This window comes from Amycolatopsis sp. NBC_00355 (assembly GCF_036104975.1).
Classification (GTDB): domain Bacteria; phylum Actinomycetota; class Actinomycetes; order Mycobacteriales; family Pseudonocardiaceae; genus Amycolatopsis.
The window spans coordinates 7,539,429-7,558,448 of the sequence record NZ_CP107982.1 but is presented as its reverse complement, the minus strand read 5'-3'; the positions used below and the strand labels follow the sequence as shown (position 1 = coordinate 7,558,448).

The following is a 19,020-nucleotide window of genomic DNA, read 5'->3' as shown; positions in this document are numbered from 1 at the left end:
TCAGATCTGGACGCTCTGCCCGAACCGGAAGACGTTGAAGGGGTCGTACTTCTTCGCGACGTCCTGCAGGCGCGTGGCGTTGTCGCCGTAGTAGGCGGTCTTCCAGTCGGGCAGAGCCGGGTCGATGTAGTTGACGTAACCGCCGCCCGCGCCGGCCGCGGCGAGCCCGGTGACGACCTCGGCCACGGACTGGCTCACCTTGGTCTGGTTCTTCGCCGTCGCCTGCGCGTAGACCTGCACGCTGGCCAGCGCGTCGCGGTGCCAGAACGCGGTGGCGGTCTTCGCCGGCTCGCCGACCTTGCCGCCGAGGCCGTCGATGAGCAGGTCGGTGCCGGCGCGGCCGTCGGCGAGCGCGACGATCTTCGCCGCGTCGACCGGGGCCGTGATGATCCGCGACGACCCGAGGAACGACTGGCGGGCCGAGCTGCCCTCGAAGTACTTCATGGCGCCGAGGTAGTCGAGGCTGCGGACGGTGCGCTGCGTCGGCTTCGCGCCGGCGTTGGTCGTGAGGTTGTTCAGCAGCGTGTTCAGCCCGGACGCGCCGCCGACGTAACAGCCGCCGACCCGGCACTGGACCGGCGAACCACCCGAAACGACCAGGTTCGCCCACAGCTCCGGCGGCATCGCGGGGAGCCACTGCTGCCACGCGTTGAGCACGTCGGCCGCCGAACCGGCCGGGAAGTGCAGGGAGAAGACGGTCAGGTTCGGCGCCGGGTCGGTGTCGAAGGTGAACTCGGTGACGACGCCGAAGTTGCCGCCACCGCCACCGCGCAGCGCCCAGAACAGGTCCGGTTCGGACGTCGCGGACGCCGTCACGAGCTTGCCGTCGGCCGTGACGACCTGGGCGGAGCTCAGGTGGTCGCAGGTCAGGCCGTACTTGCGGGCGAGCACGCCGATGCCGCCGCCGAGGGTCAGCCCGGAGATCCCGACGGTCGGGCACGACCCGGCGGGCAGCGCGCGCCCGGCCGCGCCGAGCGCCGCGTAGACGTCCTTCAGCTTCGCGCCGGCGCCGATCACGGCTTTGCCGCCCTGGACGGTCACCTTGTTCATCGCGGACAGGTCGATGACCATCCCGCCGTCGGGCACGGAGTACCCGGCGTAGCTGTGCCCGCCGCTGCGCGCGGCGATGCTCACGCGGCCGGCGATGCCCTGGACGCACGCCTGCACGTCCTGGACCGTCGCCGCCTGGACCACGGCGACGGGGTTGCGGCCGTCGAAGAGCGGGTTGAACGCGCGCTTGGCGGCGGCGTAGGCGTCGTCGCCCGGCCGGAGCAGGCCACCGCTCAGCCGGGTGCGCAGGTCGTCCCAGTTCGGCGGGCCGGTCGGCGGCCTGCTGGTGGTCGGCGCGGACGGGGCCGCGGTGGTGGGCGAGGTCGAGCCGACGGGTACCGGGCTGCCCCCGGTCGTGCAGGCGGCGGCGACCGCGCCTACCGCCGAGACGCCCGCGATCCGGAGGAACGCCCTTCTGTCCAGGTCCACACGGGGGTAGACGTGCGACTGTCCGGCGGGTTGTCCCGGGTCGTGCTCGCTGTCCACATCGGACTCCTCAGCCCCGGGGGATGTCCCGGCCCGGCCAGTCTAGGTCCGCGGGCGATCGCCAACACGCCGAGACGCCCACCTCACCGGGTACACGAGCCCGCGCCGCGAGGCGTTCAGGACCAGGCGGGAATCCGCGGCACGGCACCGTCCAAGGCGGACCCGTCGGACCGCCCGCTCAGCCAGGCCAGCAGCTCGCCGGGAGTGCCGGTGACGGTCGTCTTCGCCGGGGCGCCCATCGACCACTCGAAGCCGTCCGCGACCAGGCGCAGCGCCGGCAGGTGGGCACTCCGGGAGGTGATCGCGTGCTGGACGACGTCCTCGGCGAGCGGGCCGAGCAGCGTCAGCACCTGGTCGAGATCGTGGCCGAGGCCCAGGTCGGCGAGGTGGATGGTCAGCTCGGACAGCCGCATCCGCGCCACGACGACGCCGGTCACGGGCGCGCCCTGGCGGTTGCGGGCCTCCCGGGCCCAGGCGTCGGCCGGCATCCCCGCGGCGTACTGCTCGAACCGCCCGGCGGACGCGACGAAGTCCGCGAGGATGTCGGCGACCCCCCGCTGGGCGCCGGCCTCGATGTCTTCGTCGCGCGCCTCGGCACTGGCGTACATCGGCGTCTCGGCACCGGTGTCCGCCCAGGTCAGCAGATTGCGCAGACCATCGGCGTTGCGCGCGATGTGCGCGAAGACGTGCGCCCGCGTCCAGCCGGGCAGAGCGCTGGGCGCGCGGAGTTCGGGCTCACCGAGCCCGCCGGCCACGCGGGCCCATTCGTCGTCGAGCTTCCGTACGCCGCCGAGCAGCGCGTGGGCCTTCTCGGATGCTTGTCCCGATGCCGTCGTCACGGCGCTGAGTCTAGGACCGCCGAAGCGCCGCCGGGGCCTCCGCGGGGACGGCCGGGTTCTTCGGCGCGATCGGCTCCAGCCGCACGTACGGCACGTCCTGCGCCGGCCGGGCGTCCGGTTCGCCCTTGTTCGGCCAGAACGAGAACGCGCGCTCCGCCTGGGCCGTGATCGTCAGGGACGGGTTCACGCCGAGGTTGGCCGTGATCGCCGCGCCGTCCACGACCGAGAGGCCCGGGTAGCCGAACACGCGGTGGTACGGGTCGATCACGCCCTCGTCGGTGGTGGCGCCGATCGGGACGCCGCCGATGAAGTGGGCCGTCAGCGGGATGTCGAAGATCTCGCCCCAGGTGCCGCCCGCGAGGCCGCCGATGCGGTCCGCCGTGCGCTCGTTGGCTTCGTGGCCCGCCGGGATGAAGCTCGGGTTCGGCTCGCCGTGGCCCTGCTTCGACGTGTACTTGCGGCGGCCGAACAGCCCGCGCTTCGTGTAGGTCGTGATCGAGTTGTCGAGGCTCTGCATCACCAGCAGGATCACCGTGCGCTCGCTCCAGCGGTAGCCGTTGAGCAGCTTCGCCGTCTGGAGCGGGTGCTTGACCATGAACGACACGGCCTGCCGCCAGCGCGGCACCGGTGATGCGCCGTCGGTGGCGATCGTCTGCAGCAGGCTCATCGCGTTGCTGCCCTTGCCGTAGCGGACCGGCTCGATGTGGGTGTTCTCGTCCGGGTGGATCGACGACGTGATCGCGACGCCGCGGCTGAAGTTGCGGCTCTCGTCGACGTCGGTGCGCGCGGCGCCGATGATCGCCTCGGAGTTCGTCCGGGTCAGCTCGCCCAGGCGCCGCGAGAGCGCGGGCAGCGTGCCGGTGTCCTTCATCTTGTGCAGCAGGTTCTGCGTGCCCCAGGTACCCGCGGCGAAGACGACCTTCTCGGCCGTGATCGTCGTGCGGAACCGGCGGGACGTCGTCCCGGTCTTCTTCAGGTCGACCTCGTAGCCGCCGGCGGCGGGCCGGACCGAGGTGACCGTCGTCAGCGGGATGACCTGCGCGCCGTCCTGCTCGGCGAGGTACAGGTAGTTCTTGACCAGCGTGTTCTTCGCGCCGACGCGGCAGCCGGTCATGCAGGCGCCGCACTCGGTGCAGCCGGTGCGCGCGGGCCCGGCGCCCCCGAAGAACGGGTCCGCGGCCTTCTCCCCCGGCTTGCCGAAGTAGACGCCGACGGGCGTCGGGTGGAACGAATCGCCGACGCCCATGTCCTTCGCGACGTCGCGCATCACGACGTCCGATGGCGTGATGGTCGGGTTCGTGACGACCCCGAGCATCCGGCTCGCCTGGTCGTAGTGCGGCGCGAGTTCGGACTCCCAGTCCGTGATGTGCGACCACTGCTGATCCGCGTAGAACGGCTTCAGCGGCCGGTACAGCGTGTTCGCGTAGACGAGCGACCCACCGCCGACGCCGGCGCCCGCGAGCACCATGACGTCGTTGAGCATGTGGATGCGCTGGATCCCGTAGCAGCCGACCTGCGGCGCCCACAGGTAGCGCTTGAGGTCCCAGGACGTTTTCGCGAACTCGTCGTCCGCGAACCGGCGCCCCGCCTCGATGACGGCTACGCGGTAGCCCTTTTCGGTGAGCCGCAGCGCCGCGACGCTGCCGCCGAACCCCGATCCGACCACAACGACGTCGTAGTCGAACGCACCGGCACTGGTGGTGGTGTTACTGGCAGTCACACCTTGAGCGTAACCCCGGGTCCGCTTCCTGACCAGAGGTAAGTTACTGACCAGTCACCCGTCTGCTGGATTCTCGGAGGGTGAGTGTGGGTATACAAAGAGTAGCTCGATGTTCACGCGGGCGAGACCCGTCGGCGGGACACGATTTCCGGGAGGGACCGACATGGGCCCCCAGCAGCTCACCGGTTGGCGCAAGTCGAGCCACAGTCACTTCGAAGAAAACGCCTGCGTGGAGATCGGTTCCGCGCCGGGCGTCGTCGGGGTGCGGGACACCAAACAGGCGGCGCTCGCCGCCCGTCCGGTGCTCGTCTACCCCGCGGAAGCCTTCGCGGCGTTCGTGCGGCACCTCACCGGCGGACGGTGAGCCCCACCCGCTGGAACTCCTTCAAATCCGAGTAACCCGTCTTCGCCATCGCGCGACGCAGGGCGCCGAAGAGGTTCACCACGCCCTCCGCGTCGGACGACGGCCCGAACAGCAGGGTCTTGAGGTCGACGGCGTAGTCCGGCCCGGCCGCCACGCGTGAGCGCGGCAGCGACGGGTGGGCCGCGGCCGCCGTCCAGTACAGGCCCTGCCCGGGCGCGTCCGACGCGGCGGCCAGCGGTGAGCCCAGCATGACGGCGTCCGCGCCGCACGCGATGGCCTTCGCGATGTCGCCCGACGTCGTCATGCCGCCGTCCGCCAGCACGTGCACGTAGCGGCCGCCGGTCTCGTCGAGGTAGTCGCGGCGGGCGGCCGCGGCGTCGATGACGGCCGTGGCCATCGGGACGCCGATGCCGAGCACGCGGTCGGTGCTCGTCACGCCCGGCGTGTAGCCGTGGCCGACGATGACCCCGGCCGCGCCGGTGCGCATCAGGTGCATCGCCGTGCGGTAGTCGCTGACGCCGCCGGCGATCACCGGGACGTCGAGGCGGCCGATGAAGTCCTTGAGGTTCAGCGGCTCGGCGTCGCGCTGCACGTGCTCGGCGGAGATGATCGTGCCCTGCACGAAGAGGATCTCGACACCGGCCGCGATCAGGTCCGGGGTCAGCTCGGCGGCGTGCTGCGGGCTGACGCGCGCGGCCACCGTGACGCCGGACTCGCGGACCGTCTTGATCGCCTCGGTCAGCAGGTCGAGCCGGATCGGCGCGGCGTGCAGCTCCTGCAGCACGCGGCCGACGGCGGTCGGGTCCTCGACGTCCTCGGCCGCGCGGACCAGCTGGAAGATCGCGTCCTCGACGTTCGGGTGCCGGGCCCAGAGCCCTTCGGCGTTGAGCACGCCCAGCCCGCCGAGCTCGCCGACGGCGACCGCGGTGCCGGGCGAGACGATCGCGTCCGTCGGGTGGGTGACCAGCGGCAGGTCGAAGCGGTAGGCGTCGATCTGCCACGAGGTGGACACCACCGACGACGACCGGGTCCGCCGTGAGGGCACGATCTCGACGTCGTCGAGGTCATACGCCCGCCGCGCGGTGCGGCCCATCCCGATCTCGACCAGGTCCCGCACGTGAAGCCTCCTCCGACGACGACAATCTGCCGTGCCCCATTGTCGCTAGTCCGCGTGGGTGACCCGCGCACGGGGGTTAGAACAGCAGCAACACGGGCAGTGCGCCGGCCCCGAGCCCGGCCACCGCGCCCGCGATCGCCGGGATCGGGCGCTTGGCGTCGGCGCACGCGCCGAGCGCGCCGGCCAGGAACCCGAGCCCGGTCAACGCCGCGACGAAGATCCCGAGACCGCCGGAGTCGACGGTGGTCCGCCTGCCGCCGACCTCGACGGCCTGGACCCCCCGCCCGACATCGGAGATCTCCGCCCGGAGCCACGTCCCCGCCGACTGGCCGAGGTGCCGGTCCTTGCCCCAGACCTCGAAGCTCTCACCCGACGCCGTGCGGAGGACGAGATGGTGCTGCTGGTCCTCCCCCGCACCCGGCTCGGTGCTCACCGGCCACTGCACGGGGTCCGCCGCCTCGACCACGGCTTCCTCCCAGCCGGACGGGCCGAGCGCCTGGAGGAACCAGAACACGGCGAGGGTGAACGCCGCCCCGGCGACGACCGCCCACAACGCCGGCCTGAGGTCCACGGCTACACGCGGACGAACACGGCGACCGGGGACAGGATCGCGCCCAGCGCGAGCGCCAGCCAGGTGGCCATCGGTGGATAGACGTTGAGGCGGACCGCGCCGAAGTAGACCGCGCCCAGGGCGAGCAGCGACGCGACGATCAGGAGCACCGGCCGGATCACGCCCGCCCGCAGGTCGAGCACACCGCCGCCGGCGCGCAGGTAGGCGATGGTGCTGTCCGCGGTCGAGACGTCGAGCGCGACCGGCTGGCCCGGTGGCAGGTCGAGACCGGACCCGACCGTCGTGATGCTGTAGTGCCGCCCGTCGGCCGCGTCGATGCCGATGGTGTGCCGCACGGCGTTGTCGTCCCCGCCGACCGGGAGCTCGCCCCGCTCGTGGGACACGACGTGCCCGTCGACGCGGTAGGTGGGCGCGTCCCGGCCCGCGAGCACCTGGCACATGAGGCAGACGACGCCGCCGAGGAACAGCGAGACGAGCGCGACTGCCGTGAAGAAGACCCTGCGGAGCAAGCGCGTGAAGCGGCCGGCCGTCATGGCGTCCAGTGGACACTACGGTGGCCACGGAAGGCGATAGGCCAGTTACCGTAAGCACTCTGGGTAACGAAGGTTCAGCCGAAGAGGCCTACGGCCGGGGCCGAACGGGGGCATTCGCCGCCGAATGGCTCGCGCTCTTGTAATCAGAGCAGGTCGCGAGCGGTGCCGTGGGCACCGCTCGCGCCTCCACTAGCGAGTCGTGTAGTTGGGGGCCTCGACGGTCATCGTGACGTCGTGCGGGTGGCTCTCCTTGAGCCCGGCCGCCGTGATCCGGACCAGCTGCGCCTCCTGCAGCTGCGGGATCGTCTCGGCGCCCGCGTAGCCCATGCCCGCGCGCAGGCCGCCGACCAGCTGGTGCACCACGTTGGCGAGCGGGCCGCGGAACGGGATCCGGCCCTCGATGCCCTCGGGGACCAGCTTGTCCTCGTTGAGCACGTCGTCCTGGGCGTAGCGGTCCTTGGAGTAGGACTTGCCCTCGCCGCGCGACTGCATGGCACCCAGCGAGCCCATGCCGCGGTAGACCTTGAACTGCTTGCCGTTGACCAGGATCAGGTCGCCGGGGGCTTCGGCCGTGCCGGCCAGCAGGCTGCCCAGCATCACGGTGGACGCGCCGGCCGCGATGGCCTTCGCGATGTCGCCGGAGTACTGGATGCCGCCGTCGCCGATCACCGGGATGCCCGCCGGGCGGGCGGCCTGGTCGGCCTCGTAGATCGCCGAGATCTGCGGGACGCCGACCCCCGCGACGATCCGGGTGGTGCAGATCGAGCCCGGGCCGACGCCGACCTTGACGCCGTCCGCGCCCGCGTCGACCAGGGCCTGCGCGCCCGCGCGGGTCGCGACGTTGCCGCCGACGATGTCGACCGCGTCGCCCAGCTCCTTCTTCAGCAGCGAGACGGTGTCGACGACCGCGCGGGAGTGCCCGTGCGCGGTGTCGACCATCAGGACGTCGACCCCCGCGTCGGCCAGGGCCATCGCGCGCTTGTGGCCGTCCGGGCCGACGCCGACCGCGGCGCCGACGATGAGCCGGCCGTCCGGGTCCTTCGTCGCCTTCGGGTACTGCTCGGTCTTCACGAAGTCCTTGACCGTGATCAGGCCGCGCAGCTTGCCCGCACCGTCGACGATCGGCAGCTTCTCGATCTTGTGCCGGCGCAGCAGGCCGAGCGCGGCGTCCGCGGACACCCCGACCTGCGCGGTGATCAGCGGGGCCTTGGTCATCACCTCGGACACCGGGCGGCTGTGGTCGACCTCGAACCGCATGTCGCGGTTGGTGATGATGCCCACGAGGGTCCCGGACGCGTCGGCCACCGGCACGCCGGAGATGCGGAACTTCGCGCACAGGGCGTCGACCTCGGCCAGCGTGGCGTCGGGCGAGCAGGTGACCGGGTCGGTGACCATGCCGGCCTCGGACCGCTTGACCACCTCGACGGCGGCGGCCTGCTCGTCGATCGGGAGGTTGCGCTGGAGCACGCCGATGCCGCCCTGGCGGGCCATGGCGATCGCCATCCGCGCCTCGGTGACGGTGTCCATCGCGGCGGAGACCAGCGGCACGCCGAGGGTGATGTTCCGGGTCAGCCGGGTGCCGGTGTCGACCATGCTGGGCACGACGTCCGATTCCGCCGGCAGCAGCAGCACGTCATCGAAGGTCAAGCCGAGCATGGCGAACTTGGCCGGAACGGGGGCGGTGATGCCGTCGCTGGTCATAGCGGGTGAAGGGCCTTCCTGGCGCGGGGTGAGCGGCGTCGCTGTGGCGACTCGGAGCCTTCCCCTCATGGTATCCGGGCCCGGCCCCCGCCCCGGGTGGTGGGCGAGCCACGAGGCCGGACCGGTAGCGTGCAGGCCGTGGCGCATGACGTTCTGCCTCCGGACCCGTTCGCGGACGACCCGGACGACCCGGCCCGCGCGTTCCTCGACAACGAGGAGCGGCTGGACGAGCCGATCAGCGACCAGGAACGCACCGAGCTGCTGGCCGATCTCTCGGATCTGGCCGTCTACCAGGCGCTTCTCGAGCCTCGCGGGGTCCGCGGGATCGTCGTGGACTGCGGCGAGTGCGACGAACCGCACTACCACGACTGGCACCTGCTGCGGGCCAGCCTGGAGCAGCTGCTGGCCGACGGGCGGATGCGCCCGCACGAGCCGGCCTACGACCCGAACCCCGGCGACTACGTCAGCTGGGACTACTGCCGCGGCTTCGCGGACGGCGTCACGGCGAACGAAAGCGCCTACTGAGCGCCCCGTACCGAACAAAAAAGCCCTGGTGAGGAAGCTCACCAGGGCTTTTTCCGGAGCTCTTACGGGCTGTCCGTGACGCCCTGCTGCGCGGCGCCGCCCGAGGTCTCGCTGCGGGGTGACGTGCCCGGGTCGTTGCCGCTCGCGGCCGTGGTGGTCGGCGTGGTCGGCGGCGGAGGCGTCGGGGTCTCGGTCGTCGGCGGCGGCGGTGTCGGAGTCGGCGTCTCGGTGCCCGGCAGGCTGGTCGTGCCGCTGCCGCTGCCCGGGATCGACGTCGCCGAGCCGGCCGGCGGCACCTGCGTCGACGAGGCGCCCGGCGGCACCGGCGTCGAAGTGGTCTGGGTCGGACCCTGGACCGGCGCGTCCGGGTTCTGGAGCTGGGCGGCGAGCTGCCGGTGCTGCTCCATCAGCTGGCCTTTGTTGTCCTCGTCGCTGACCTGCGAAAGCGCGGTCTGTGCGTCCTGGAGGGCCTGCCGGGCGGTGGCGAGGTCGCCGCCGGCGAGAGCGAGGTTCGCCTTCTCGAGGTCGAGCTTCGCGTTCGCGGCGGCCTCGACCGAGTGGGTGTGATCGGAGTACAGGACCTTCGCGAGGCCCCAAAGCGTGTCACCGGGTTCCGCGGAGCGCGCGGCCAGCCCGGTTCCGGTGAAGGCGATCGCCAACACCGCCGCGGCGGCGGCGACCGGGACGAGCAGCCTGCGGCGGCGTCCGCTCGAGGCGTGCCGCTGCGCGAGGGCGGCGGTCGTGACGGTGCGCACGGCGGTGTCGACGTCGACGAGTTCGGCCAGGGGCTCACTGTCGATGTCTCTTCGCCACGCGACCAGCAACGCGTTGAGCTCCTGGTCGCCGAGGCCGTCGGCCAGCGCCGGGTCGGACCCGCCCAGCGCGTCGAGCAGCGCGTCGTCCGCTTGCACGGCCGTCAGATCGGCGGCGAACTCCGCCTCCGAGCCCGACAGGCCATCGCCCCAGACGTCATCCGGCTCGAAACCGTTCTCGTGACCGGTCACTCAGATCACCTCCTCCGCGGCCAGGACCTTTCTCAGCCGCGCGAGGGCGCGGTGCTGGGCGACGCGGACGGCACCGGGGGTGGACCCCACGGCGTCCGCGGTCTCCTCCGCCGACAAGCCGACGACCACGCGCAGCACCACGATCTCCCGCTGCTTGTCCGGCAGCACCTGCAACAACTGGGACATCCGCTCGTTCAGTTCACCCTGCAGCGCCCGCTGCTCGGGACCGACGCCACCCTCGACCTCGTCGGGGATCTCGGCAACCGGTTCGGCGCGGTTACGGGCCGCCGCGCGGTGCGCGTCGGCCACCTTGTGCTGGGCGATTCCGTAGACGAAGGCCAGGAACGGGCGCCCTTGGTCACGGTACGAAGGCAATGCCGTTAGCACCGCGAGACACACCTCCTGCGCAACGTCGTCCGCCGAAGCGAACGATCGCTCCTGCCTGCCAACCCGAGCGCGGCAATACCGCACTACCAGTGGACGGATAGCAGCCAGCAGCCGCTCCACCGCCTGGGGATCTCCCTCGACAGCAGCGGCGACCGGTTCATCCAGTCCATCCCCCACATTGGCCATCGCAGACAACAGTCCCAGTGTTACGTGTAGGCGTGCAAAGAGTCCGGCTCGTGGCTGCCCGCGCCGCGGACCGGTGACCGTTACCGTACCTGCGGCCACCCCGGCCCGGCGCGCGCGGTGCTTCCCGGCGCGCCGCGCCCGCCGGCGCCGCGAAAATACGGATTAGCCCCTGCGAGCCACGATCGATGTCGTCGAATCAACGAGCGACCGGGGCCACAGGTACGAGTTCCCGCCCGGTGGACGGGAGCCGGGGCGCGTGAGCACCCCGAGGGCGGCCCCGAAGGGCGCCGGAATGTGATGGGGACCACACAAGTGCGGGCCAGGGCGGTGCGCCCTGGCCCGTCGTCACCTGTATTCCGGCCGTGTCAGGATCGAGGAGAGTGCCGTGAACCGGTCAGCTGACCAGGCCGCGGCGGAAGCCGTGCGCCACGGCCTGCGCGCGGTCGCGCACGCCGAGCTTGCGGAACAGCCGCCGGGCGTGGGTCTTGACCGTGTCCTCGGACAGGTACAGCTCGCGGCCGATCTGGCCGTTGCTCTTGCCCTGGCTCATCCCGCGGAGCACCTGAAGCTCGCGCTCGGTCAGCTGGACGCCCGGGTCGGACGGCTGACGGGGCGCGGGCACCGAGGTGCTCGCGAGGGTGTGGGCCAGTGCGGCGACCAGCTCCGGCCGGGACGCGTCCCAGCGGAGATAGCCGCGGGCACCACCGGCGATCGCGGCAGCGATGCTGCCCGCGTCGTCCGGGGCGCCGAACACGATGACGTTCGCCTGGGGGTTCGCGGAGACGAGCCGCCGGGTGGCTTCGACACCTGTCGGGACCGCGCGTTGCGTTCCGACCAGCACGACGTCGACGGGCTGACGGGAGTACCGGGCCAGCAGCTCGTCACCGTGCGCTACGCAGTCGATGCGACTGACCCCAGGGACCGCGGACATCACTCGGGTGAGCCCTTCACGGACACTGCGTCGGTCGTCGCAGATCAAGACCGTCGTCACGGGGTTTCCTTCCTGCAGCCGGGTGACATTCCACTTCCCCTATCGGACGCTTTAGCCCGAACCTTGACACGATCCGGTGGCTTTTTTTGAAACTTCTTAGCCCGGATGCCGGAACACCCCATTCCGACGGCTCAACCACCCGGGGCGGGGACCCATGGCGATTCCCCCGCGATCCTCCTCCCGCAAGGATCTGCGCTTCGTAACACTGCGTGCAACACCTCCGCCACTCTGAATCGATACTCCTCGGCGTGTCCAGGGCGCAGATCGGCCGCGACAAGGGCGGCCGGCCACAAAAGTGAAAGCAGTTCGCATTCTTCGGCGGTCGCCATTGCCTTTCCGACGAGAGCGTCCGAAATGTTCCGGTGATCGGGAGCCTCGGCGGCCCGCAGGGCCACGGCCAGCACAATCCCGGATTTGGTGGCGTGCCGGCGCGCGCCACGGGCGACCGCGGTTTCGAAGGCGCGCTCGGCGGGCGCCACGGCGGCGGCACCCTGACCTGCGGCGAGCTCGATCTCGGCACCGACCCAGCCGCGGCGGACGTCGGCCCGCCACCCGGCGTGCTCCCGCTCGGCGCGGGCGGCCAGCCGCCGGGCGGCGCTCAGCCGGCCGAGGGCGAGGTTGTCGGCGGCCAGGCCCAGCAGGGCGTCGGCCCGGGCACCGGCGGCGTCGAGCCCGTCCGGGTCCGGGTCGCTGTGGAGGGTCGCGGCGCGGGCGAAGGCTTCGCCGTCGAGCGCGCGGGCTTTCCGGTGCCCGCCCAGCTGCCGCCGGTGCGCGGCGAGAGTGCTGGCGGCCAGGGAGCCGAGCAAGGGGTCGCCCGCCGTCCGCAGGGGGTCCAGGAGCGCCGCGGCGGACGCGTAGCGCCCCTGGGCGCCGAGGACGATCGCGGCGAGCAGGCGGGCTCTGGGCGTCCCGGTGCCACGAAGGACGGCCGGGTCGGGCCGCGGGTCACCCCCGAAGGCGGCGGCGCGGAGGGCGGGTTCGTGCACCCGTCCTTTCTAGCCCCTCCCACCGACAAGAACATGATCGAAGTGACCGGAGCCGCGCGGTTCGCGCCGGGTACCGCTGACGACTCGGTGGCGCGCCCGTCGCGGATCCGCCGAACGGCCGTACGGACCGACCGAGCCACCGGCAGCGCACGGCGCGTTCGGGCGGGCCGGCCCGCGAATCGCGACGGCCGCCGGGGGCACGGGCAAGCCCGCGGGCCGCCCGTCTCCCTCGGCCGAGCCGCCGCCCCGCCTCGCCCGCCGCCCCGTCTCGGTCGCCGAGGCGCCGCTCCGTTTCGCCAGCCGAGAGGCCAACTGTCTCGCCCGCCGCCCCATCTCGGTCGCCGAGCCGCCGCCCGTCTCGCCGCCGTCGCCCCGTTTCGCCCGCCGAGAGGCCACCCGTCTCGCCCGCTGCCCCATCTCGCCTCGCCGAGCCGCCCGCCCCGTTCTCGACACCGTCGCCCCGGGAAAGCCGTCAGGGCCACCCTCACGGACCTAAAAGCCGTGAAGGTGCCCCTCACGGCTTTCCCGCCGCGCGCCGACCAGGACGTGCTCGATGCGGTCCGCCGCGCCCGGGAGGTCCGGGAGCAGCTCGACCTGGTCCGGCATCCCGGCCGGATCCCAGCCCGGGCCGCAGGCGAAGAGCCTGCTGCGCTGGCGGCCGCGCGAGACCCGGGCGAACAGGCGGGGGTCGGCCATCCCGCGGCGGTGGGCCCACAGCACCACCGCCGCCGGGGCGCTGCGGCGGACCGCCACCGCGAGGACGTCCGCGGGCAGCGGCACCCCGAACAGCTGAGCGCCGATCCGGCGGCCGGCCAGCGACGCCGCGAGCGCGTACATCGGCATCGTGTCGCGCTCTTCCGGGACGCAGCCGAGCAGCACCGGCCGGGTGTTGCGCGGCTCGTCGAGCACCGGGGTGGCGCGGACCAGGGCGGCGGACACGCACTCGGCGAGCAGGTACTCGACCTCCGCGCCCGCGCTCGCCCCGCGCCAGCGGGCCCCGAGCGCCGACAGCACCGGCTCGAGCACGCCCGTCCAGGCGGGCAGCACCCCGAGCTCGGTGATGGTGTCGGCGAGCATGTGCTGCACGGCGTGGACGTCCATGGCGAGCGCCGCGGTGCTCAGCCGGCGCGCGAGCCGGGAGCGGACCTCGTGACCGTCGTCGGCGGCGCCGGTTTCGGGAGGCTCCTCGGGCTCCTCCGGCTGCGGCGAACCGGAGCGCGGGATCTGCTCGAGGGCGTAGCGCGCGGCCTCCGCCGTCGACGCCCCGCTGAGGAGGGCCCGCTGCATCAGTTCGAGCCGGCCGATGTCGGAGGTGCCGTAGCGGCGGTGCCGGCCGTCGGTGTGGCGGCTGGGGCCCAGCCCGTAGCGCCGGTCCCAGGTTCGGAGGGTGGACGGCGCGACCCCGAGCCGGCGGGCGACCGAGGCCACCGGCAGGGTGGGTTCTTCGGTACCCGACCCAGCTCCCACGAGCCTCAATATCCAGGCACGCACCGAGGTCGGCAACCGGAGGCGAAACCCCCGCTCACACATCCGGGGGATGCCTAACGGCTGAATCGAACCGAATCGCTTGAACAACTATTGGCGCGCTTCTAACGTTACGGCCGTTGCACCGAATGGAGTATCGGCACCACAGCAGAGCAGCTAGCGGCATCGACCGAATGACGGAGGCGGTCAGGATGGCAGACACGCGCAGGCTCCCAGGACCCAACGCCGACATGTGGGACTGGCAGCTGGAAGGGTCGTGCCGGGGGATGGACAGCGCGTCCTTCTTTCACCCGGACGGCGAGCGCGGCCCGGCGCGGGCACGGCGGGAAGCAAGGGCGAAAGCGGTGTGCCTGAGCTGCCCCGTCTTGGAGATGTGCCGCAGCCACGCGCTGGCGGTGCACGAGCCCTACGGCATCTGGGGCGGGCTCTCGGAGTCCGAACGCGAACACTTGATCAAGGCCGACAAACGCACGCTCAGCATGTCGGGCGGCTGACGGCCCACGGACACCGGAGGGCGGCGCCGGGTGGGGTGGCCGCCCTCCGTGCTTTCCGGGCTGCAGTCCGGCCCGGGACGGGAACGGGGCGGCATCCATGCGGATGCCGCCCCGTTTTCGCGCGTCGAGCAGGCGGCACGCTCGGGAGATGCCGCCTTGTCGCGGGTCGAACGCGTCGGCGTGAGTGGCCGCGGGGCGCGCTGTGCAGGTCCTGCGCATCCGGCCGAGAACGGCGGCTTCACCTGCGCGGCCTCCCCGGCTGACGTGTGAGGGCTGCGTCCTCGGTCTCGTGTGTCGGACGTCAAGGGCGAGCAACCGCGGGGCCGCCGAACAGGCCACCCCGGCCACCGACGCAACGAGAAGGGGCGGCACCCCTTGCGGGATGCCGCCCCTCTCGTGCTCGGAAACGCGTCAGTGCGAGTGGCCGTGGCCCGCCGCGGCGGGCTCTTCGTCGGCCGGCTTCTCGACGATGGAGCTCTCCGTCGTCAGCACCAGGCGCGCGATCGAAGCGGCGTTCGCCACCGCGGACCGGGTCACCTTGACCGGGTCGACGATGCCGGCGGCCAGCAGGTCGGTCAGCTCGCCGGTGGCGGCGTTGAAGCCGTGGCCCCAGCTCTGCTCCCGGACCTTGTTGACGATGACCGCGCCCTCGTGGCCCGCGTTGGTCGCGATCCAGAACAGCGGGGCGGACAGCGCGTCACGCACGATGCGGACACCGGTCGCTTCGTCGCCTTCGAGGCCGAGGCCGTCTTCCAGCTCCTTGACCGCGTGCACCAGCGCCGAGCCACCGCCGGGCAGGATGCCCTCCTCGACGGCCGCCTTGGTCGCCGCCACGGCGTCCTCGATGCGGTGCTTGCGCTCGTTCAGCTCGGTCTCGGTGGCCGCGCCGACCTTGATCACCGCGACACCGCCGCCCAGCTTCGCGAGCCGCTCCTGCAGCTTCTCGCGGTCCCAGTCGGAGTCGGTGCTCTCGATCTCCTTGCGGATCTGGGCGATCCGCGCCTGGGTGGCGTCCTTGGTGCCGGCGCCGTCCACGATGGTGGTGTCGTCCTTGGTGACGACGATGCGCCGCGCGCCGCCGAGCGAGCCGAGGTCCGCGTCGGCCAGCTTCATGCCGATCTCCGCGGAGATCACCTCGCCGCCGGTGACGACCGCGAGGTCGTCCAGGAACGCCTTGCGACGGTCACCGAAGAACGGCGCCTTGACGGCGACGGCGGTGATCGTCTTGCGCAGCGAATTCACCACGAGGGTGGACAGCGCCTCGCCGTCGACGTCCTCGGCGATGATCAGCAGCGGCTTCTTGGCCTCGACGACCTTCTCGAGCACCGGCAGCAGGTCCGCCAGCGACGAGACCTTCTCGCGGACGAGCAGGATGTAGGCGTCCTCGAGGATCGCCTTCTGCTCCTCCGGGTTGGTCGCGAAGTGCGCCGAGAGGAAACCCTTGTCGAACTGGACGCCCTCGGTGATCACCAGCTCGGTCGCCAGGGTCGACGACTCCTCGATGGTGATGACGCCGTCCTCGCCGACCTTCTCGACGGCTTCGCCGAGCAGGGCGCCGATGTTGGCGTCGCGGGAGGTGACGGTGCCGACCTGGGCGATGCTCTCGCGGCCCTTGACCGGGGTCGCCTTGCTCTTGAGGACCTCGATGACCTTCGCCGCGGCGGCTTCGATGCCACGGCCGATCGAGGTCGGGTTCGCGCCGGCCGCGACGTTGCGCAGGCCGACCTTCACCAGCGACTGCGCGAGCACGGTCGCGGTCGTGGTGCCGTCACCGGCGACGTCGTTGGTCTTGGTGGCCACGCTCTTGGCGAGCTGGGCGCCGAGGTTCTCGAACGGGTCGTCGAGCTCGATCTCACGGGCGACGGTCACGCCGTCGAGGGTGATGGTCGGGCCACCGAACTTCTTGTCGAGCACGACGTGGCGACCGCGCGGGCCGAGGGTGACCTTGACCGTGTCGGCGAGCTTGTTCACCCCGCGCTCCAAGGCGCGACGAGCGTCCTCGTCGAATCTGATCTGCTTGGGCATAGCGTGTTCCGCTTACCTTTCGGTGGGTCTTGAACGCACGAACGCCCCGTCCCCCGGCTTGTGCGGGGCCCGGGGCGTCATGCGCTGCGAGCGGACGTCAGTTGATGACGGCCAGCACGTCGCGGGCGGACAGGATGAGGTAGTCCTCACCGTTGTACTTGACCTCGGTGCCGCCGTACTTCGAGTAGATGACGACGTCGCCGACGGAAACGTCGAGCGGGACGCGGTTGCCCTTGTCGTCGATCCGGCCCGGGCCCACGGCCAGAACCTTGCCCTCCTGGGGCTTCTCCTTGGCGGTGTCGGGGATGACGAGGCCGGAAGCGGTCGTCTCCTCGGCCTCACTCGTCTGGACAACGATCTTGTCCTCGAGCGGCTTGATGTTCACGCTCACCGGGTTGACCTCCACGGTCGTCGAAAGCGTTGGCAGGATGTGGTTACGGCTCTACCACCCCCGCCGTCGCGGGTGCCGGGGCTGTCGGGCCGTGCGATTAGCACTCTAGCCACGGGAGTGCCAGCCGTGCAACCAGGGTCCACCCGAAGGCCGGCGCCCTCACTCTTCGGCAGGTCGGCGGCGGCTCTTACCCCCGGCGTGAGTTTCTGGTTAGGTTCTCACCGTCTGGCACCTGGACCCTGGGGGTTTATGCCCATGTCGTTTCGTTCGCTCTCCAGAACGGCGGCGCTGGCCGCTGCCGTCGCCCTGCTCGGTGGGCTCGCCACCGCGCCCGCCCATGCCGCGACCACCGATCAGCGGCAGCGGGACTTCGCCGCCGCGGCCGCCGAGTTCGGGGTTCCGCTCGACGTCCTGCTCGGCGTCTCCTACCTGGAGTCCCGGTGGGACTTCAACGGCGGGACGCCCAGCACCGCCGCCGGGTACGGGCCCATGCACCTCACCGACCTGCGGGAAGCCGGGGTCGCCGGCAGCCACCACGACCAGGGCAGCGAGGACCCGCGCGGTGATGACGCGCGGCCCGCGTTGCACCCGGCCGCGGGGCCCGACGTGCCGCCGCAAGCCGGGCTGCAGACCGTCGACGAGGCCGCTCAGCTGCTCAAGACCGACCCGAAGACCCTGCGTACCGACACCACGCAGAACATCCGGGGTGGCGCCGCCCTGCTCGCCAAGTACCACCTCGGGCAGACCGGCTGGTACGACGCTGTCGCGCGGTACGGCGGATCCGGCGAGGCCGCCGGGCAGACCTTCGCCGACGAGGTCTTCGAGACCATCAAGAGCGGCGTGAGCCGCACCACCGACGACGGGCAGCAGGTCACCCTCGCCGCCACGCCCGGCATCACCGCGCCGGAGCACGCCGAGGCGAACCCGGCGAACGTCGAGTGCCCGCGGACCGTCACCTGCGAGTCCGTGCCGGCGCCCTACCAGGAGCTGCCGGGCAACGACTACGGCAACCACGACCTGGCCGACCGGCCGGCCGGCCAGAAGATCGACCACATCGTCATCCACGACACCGAGGGCTACTGGGACAGCGTCCTCAAGCTCGCCCAGGACCCGACGTACGTGAGCTGGAACTACACCATCCGCTCGGCCGACGGCCTGATCGCGCAGCACGTGCCGACGAAGGACGTCGCCTGGCACGCGGGCAACTGGTACATCAACGCCAAGTCGATCGGTATCGAGCACGAGGGCTTCGCCGCGAAGGGCACCTGGTACACCGAGGCGATGTACCGCTCGAGCGCGAAGCTCGTCGGGTACCTCGCGCGCAAGTACGACATCCCGCTCGACCGCGCGCACATCATCGGCCACGACAACGTGCCGGGCACGATCCCGTCGACGATCGCCGGCATGCACTGGGACCCGGGCCCCTACTGGGACTGGTCGCACTACTTCGACCTGCTGGGCGCGCCGCTCGGCGGGTTCGGGCTGCCCGGCTCGTCGCTGGTCACCATCGACCCGGACTTCACGAAGAACCAGCCGATCTTCACCGGCTGCGACACCGCCGGAACGCCCTGCACGCCAAGGGGTTCCGAGGCCGTCGTACTGCACTCGCAGCCCTCTGACTCCTCGCCGCTGCTGGTGGACGTCGGCCTGCACCCCAAGGGCACACCGTCCACTATGGACGTCGCGGACGTCGGCAGCCGGGCCGCCACCGGACAGCGGTACGCCGTCGCCGACACCAGCGGCGACTGGACGGCGATCTGGTACCTCGGGCAGAAGGGCTGGTTCCGCAACCCGCACAACGCGCGGGTCGCCAAGCCCGCGATCGGCCTGGTCGTGACGCCGAAGCCCGGCCTCGCCACGATTCCGGTGTACGGCCGCGCCTACCCCGAGCCCGAGGCCTACCCGGCGAACCTGACGCCGCAGGCCATCACGCCGCTGCCGTACACCCTGGCCGCCGGGCAGAAGTACTCGTCGGCCGGAGTGGTCGGGTCGGAGTACTACTCGGCGACGACGTTCGACGTCGCCGACCACGTGGTCGTGAAGGGCAAGCTCAAGTACGTCCAGATCCAGTTCGGCCACCGGATCGCGTTCGTCAAGGCGGACGACGTCCGGTTCCTGCCGGCGTTCTAGCCGAGGTCCGTGAAGGCCTCCTTGAGGGACTCAGA

General features: G+C 71.7%; 18 protein-coding genes. 4 read left to right on the top strand and 14 right to left on the bottom strand.

What is annotated here, in order from left to right; genetic code table 11:
- From OHS18_RS34760 to OHS18_RS34750, 3 genes are all read right to left on the bottom strand, one after another.
- Positions 1 to 1,536, bottom strand: a complete 1,536-nt coding sequence (locus tag OHS18_RS34760; RefSeq protein ID WP_442874310.1) for an FAD-binding oxidoreductase — start codon at positions 1,534 to 1,536, stop codon at positions 1 to 3.
- Positions 1,537 to 1,652: 116 nt separating this feature from the next.
- Positions 1,653 to 2,375, bottom strand: a complete 723-nt coding sequence (locus OHS18_RS34755) for a maleylpyruvate isomerase N-terminal domain-containing protein (RefSeq protein WP_328445397.1) — start codon at positions 2,373 to 2,375, stop codon at positions 1,653 to 1,655.
- A 10-nt stretch (positions 2,376 to 2,385) separates the two neighbouring features.
- Positions 2,386 to 4,095: a GMC family oxidoreductase gene (locus tag OHS18_RS34750; RefSeq protein WP_328613639.1), complete on the bottom strand. Its 1,710-nt coding sequence runs from the start codon at positions 4,093 to 4,095 to the stop codon at positions 2,386 to 2,388.
- A gap of 163 nt (positions 4,096 to 4,258) precedes the next feature.
- On the opposite strand from OHS18_RS34750, the gene OHS18_RS34745 reads away from it, so the two are divergent.
- The gene (locus OHS18_RS34745; protein WP_328445401.1) at positions 4,259 to 4,459 is read left to right on the top strand and encodes a DUF397 domain-containing protein; all 201 of its coding nucleotides are present in this window, start codon (positions 4,259 to 4,261) and stop codon (positions 4,457 to 4,459) included.
- Here OHS18_RS34745 and OHS18_RS34740 read toward each other — a convergent pair.
- The 4 genes from OHS18_RS34740 to guaB form a co-directional block, all read right to left on the bottom strand.
- A complete protein-coding gene (locus OHS18_RS34740) occupies positions 4,443 to 5,576 on the bottom strand; it encodes a GuaB3 family IMP dehydrogenase-related protein (RefSeq protein ID WP_328445403.1) in 1,134 nt (377 codons plus the stop codon). The genes OHS18_RS34745 and OHS18_RS34740 overlap by 17 nt on opposite strands.
- Positions 5,577 to 5,652: 76 nt before the next feature.
- Positions 5,653 to 6,147, bottom strand: a complete 495-nt coding sequence (locus OHS18_RS34735; protein ID WP_328613638.1) for a hypothetical protein — start codon at positions 6,145 to 6,147, stop codon at positions 5,653 to 5,655.
- Between the two features lie 2 nt (positions 6,148 to 6,149).
- Entirely contained in the window at positions 6,150 to 6,680 is a 531-nt protein-coding gene (locus OHS18_RS34730; RefSeq protein ID WP_328445407.1) for a hypothetical protein, read from the bottom strand.
- 189 nt (positions 6,681 to 6,869) lie between these two features.
- Positions 6,870 to 8,381, bottom strand: coding sequence for an IMP dehydrogenase (gene guaB, locus OHS18_RS34725; RefSeq protein ID WP_328445409.1), 1,512 nt, complete (start codon positions 8,379 to 8,381; stop codon positions 6,870 to 6,872).
- Positions 8,382 to 8,510: 129 nt separating this feature from the next.
- Between guaB and OHS18_RS34720 the strand changes: the two genes are divergently transcribed.
- The gene (locus tag OHS18_RS34720) at positions 8,511 to 8,906 is read left to right on the top strand and encodes a DUF5319 domain-containing protein (protein WP_247060636.1); all 396 of its coding nucleotides are present in this window, start codon (positions 8,511 to 8,513) and stop codon (positions 8,904 to 8,906) included.
- A 62-nt stretch (positions 8,907 to 8,968) separates the two neighbouring features.
- Here the strand turns inward: OHS18_RS34720 and OHS18_RS34715 are convergent, their stop codons facing one another.
- The 5 genes from OHS18_RS34715 to OHS18_RS34695 form a co-directional block, all read right to left on the bottom strand.
- Positions 8,969 to 9,910: an anti-sigma-D factor RsdA gene (locus OHS18_RS34715; protein WP_328613637.1), complete on the bottom strand. Its 942-nt coding sequence runs from the start codon at positions 9,908 to 9,910 to the stop codon at positions 8,969 to 8,971.
- Positions 9,911 to 10,483, bottom strand: coding sequence for a sigma-70 family RNA polymerase sigma factor (locus OHS18_RS34710; protein WP_026468912.1), 573 nt, complete (start codon positions 10,481 to 10,483; stop codon positions 9,911 to 9,913).
- Positions 10,484 to 10,877: 394 nt separating this feature from the next.
- Positions 10,878 to 11,474, bottom strand: coding sequence for a response regulator transcription factor (locus OHS18_RS34705; protein ID WP_003073605.1), 597 nt, complete (start codon positions 11,472 to 11,474; stop codon positions 10,878 to 10,880).
- A gap of 131 nt (positions 11,475 to 11,605) precedes the next feature.
- Positions 11,606 to 12,460 carry a hypothetical protein gene (locus tag OHS18_RS34700; protein WP_328613636.1) on the bottom strand — a complete coding sequence of 285 codons (855 nt, stop codon included), beginning with the start codon at positions 12,458 to 12,460 and terminating at the stop codon, positions 11,606 to 11,608.
- Between the two features lie 492 nt (positions 12,461 to 12,952).
- A complete protein-coding gene (locus tag OHS18_RS34695; protein ID WP_328613635.1) occupies positions 12,953 to 13,927 on the bottom strand; it encodes a MerR family transcriptional regulator in 975 nt (324 codons plus the stop codon).
- 191 nt (positions 13,928 to 14,118) lie between these two features.
- Here OHS18_RS34695 and OHS18_RS34690 point away from each other — a divergent pair, with 191 nt between their 5' ends.
- Positions 14,119 to 14,439: a WhiB family transcriptional regulator gene (locus OHS18_RS34690; RefSeq protein ID WP_305879369.1), complete on the top strand. Its 321-nt coding sequence runs from the start codon at positions 14,119 to 14,121 to the stop codon at positions 14,437 to 14,439.
- A gap of 411 nt (positions 14,440 to 14,850) precedes the next feature.
- On the opposite strand, the gene groL is transcribed toward OHS18_RS34690, so the two are convergent.
- Positions 14,851 to 16,464 (bottom strand): chaperonin GroEL, encoded by a 1,614-nt coding sequence (gene groL, locus OHS18_RS34685; RefSeq protein ID WP_328445417.1) that lies wholly within the window; start codon positions 16,462 to 16,464, stop codon positions 14,851 to 14,853.
- Between the two features lie 97 nt (positions 16,465 to 16,561).
- On the bottom strand, positions 16,562 to 16,855 hold the full coding sequence (groES, locus tag OHS18_RS34680) for a co-chaperone GroES (protein ID WP_007031106.1): 294 nt from the start codon (positions 16,853 to 16,855) through the stop codon (positions 16,562 to 16,564).
- Between the two features lie 249 nt (positions 16,856 to 17,104).
- On the opposite strand from groES, the gene OHS18_RS34675 reads away from it, so the two are divergent.
- Positions 17,105 to 18,985, top strand: coding sequence for an N-acetylmuramoyl-L-alanine amidase (locus OHS18_RS34675; RefSeq protein WP_442875300.1), 1,881 nt, complete (start codon positions 17,105 to 17,107; stop codon positions 18,983 to 18,985).
- Positions 18,986 to 19,020: the final 35 nt, after the last annotated feature.

Coding starts and splice junctions, on each gene's coding strand:
- OHS18_RS34745 (WP_328445401.1), top strand. CDS start 4,259: ATGGGCCCCCAGCAGCTCACCGGTTGGCGCAAGTCGAGCCACAGTCAC.
- groL (WP_328445417.1), bottom strand. CDS start 16,464: ATGCCCAAGCAGATCAGATTCGACGAGGACGCTCGTCGCGCCTTGGAG.
- OHS18_RS34675 (WP_442875300.1), top strand. CDS start 17,105: ATGCCCATGTCGTTTCGTTCGCTCTCCAGAACGGCGGCGCTGGCCGCT.
- OHS18_RS34730 (WP_328445407.1), bottom strand. CDS start 6,680: ATGACGGCCGGCCGCTTCACGCGCTTGCTCCGCAGGGTCTTCTTCACG.
- guaB (WP_328445409.1), bottom strand. CDS start 8,381: ATGACCAGCGACGGCATCACCGCCCCCGTTCCGGCCAAGTTCGCCATG.
- OHS18_RS34690 (WP_305879369.1), top strand. CDS start 14,119: ATGACGGAGGCGGTCAGGATGGCAGACACGCGCAGGCTCCCAGGACCC.
- OHS18_RS34710 (WP_026468912.1), bottom strand. CDS start 10,483: ATGGCCAATGTGGGGGATGGACTGGATGAACCGGTCGCCGCTGCTGTC.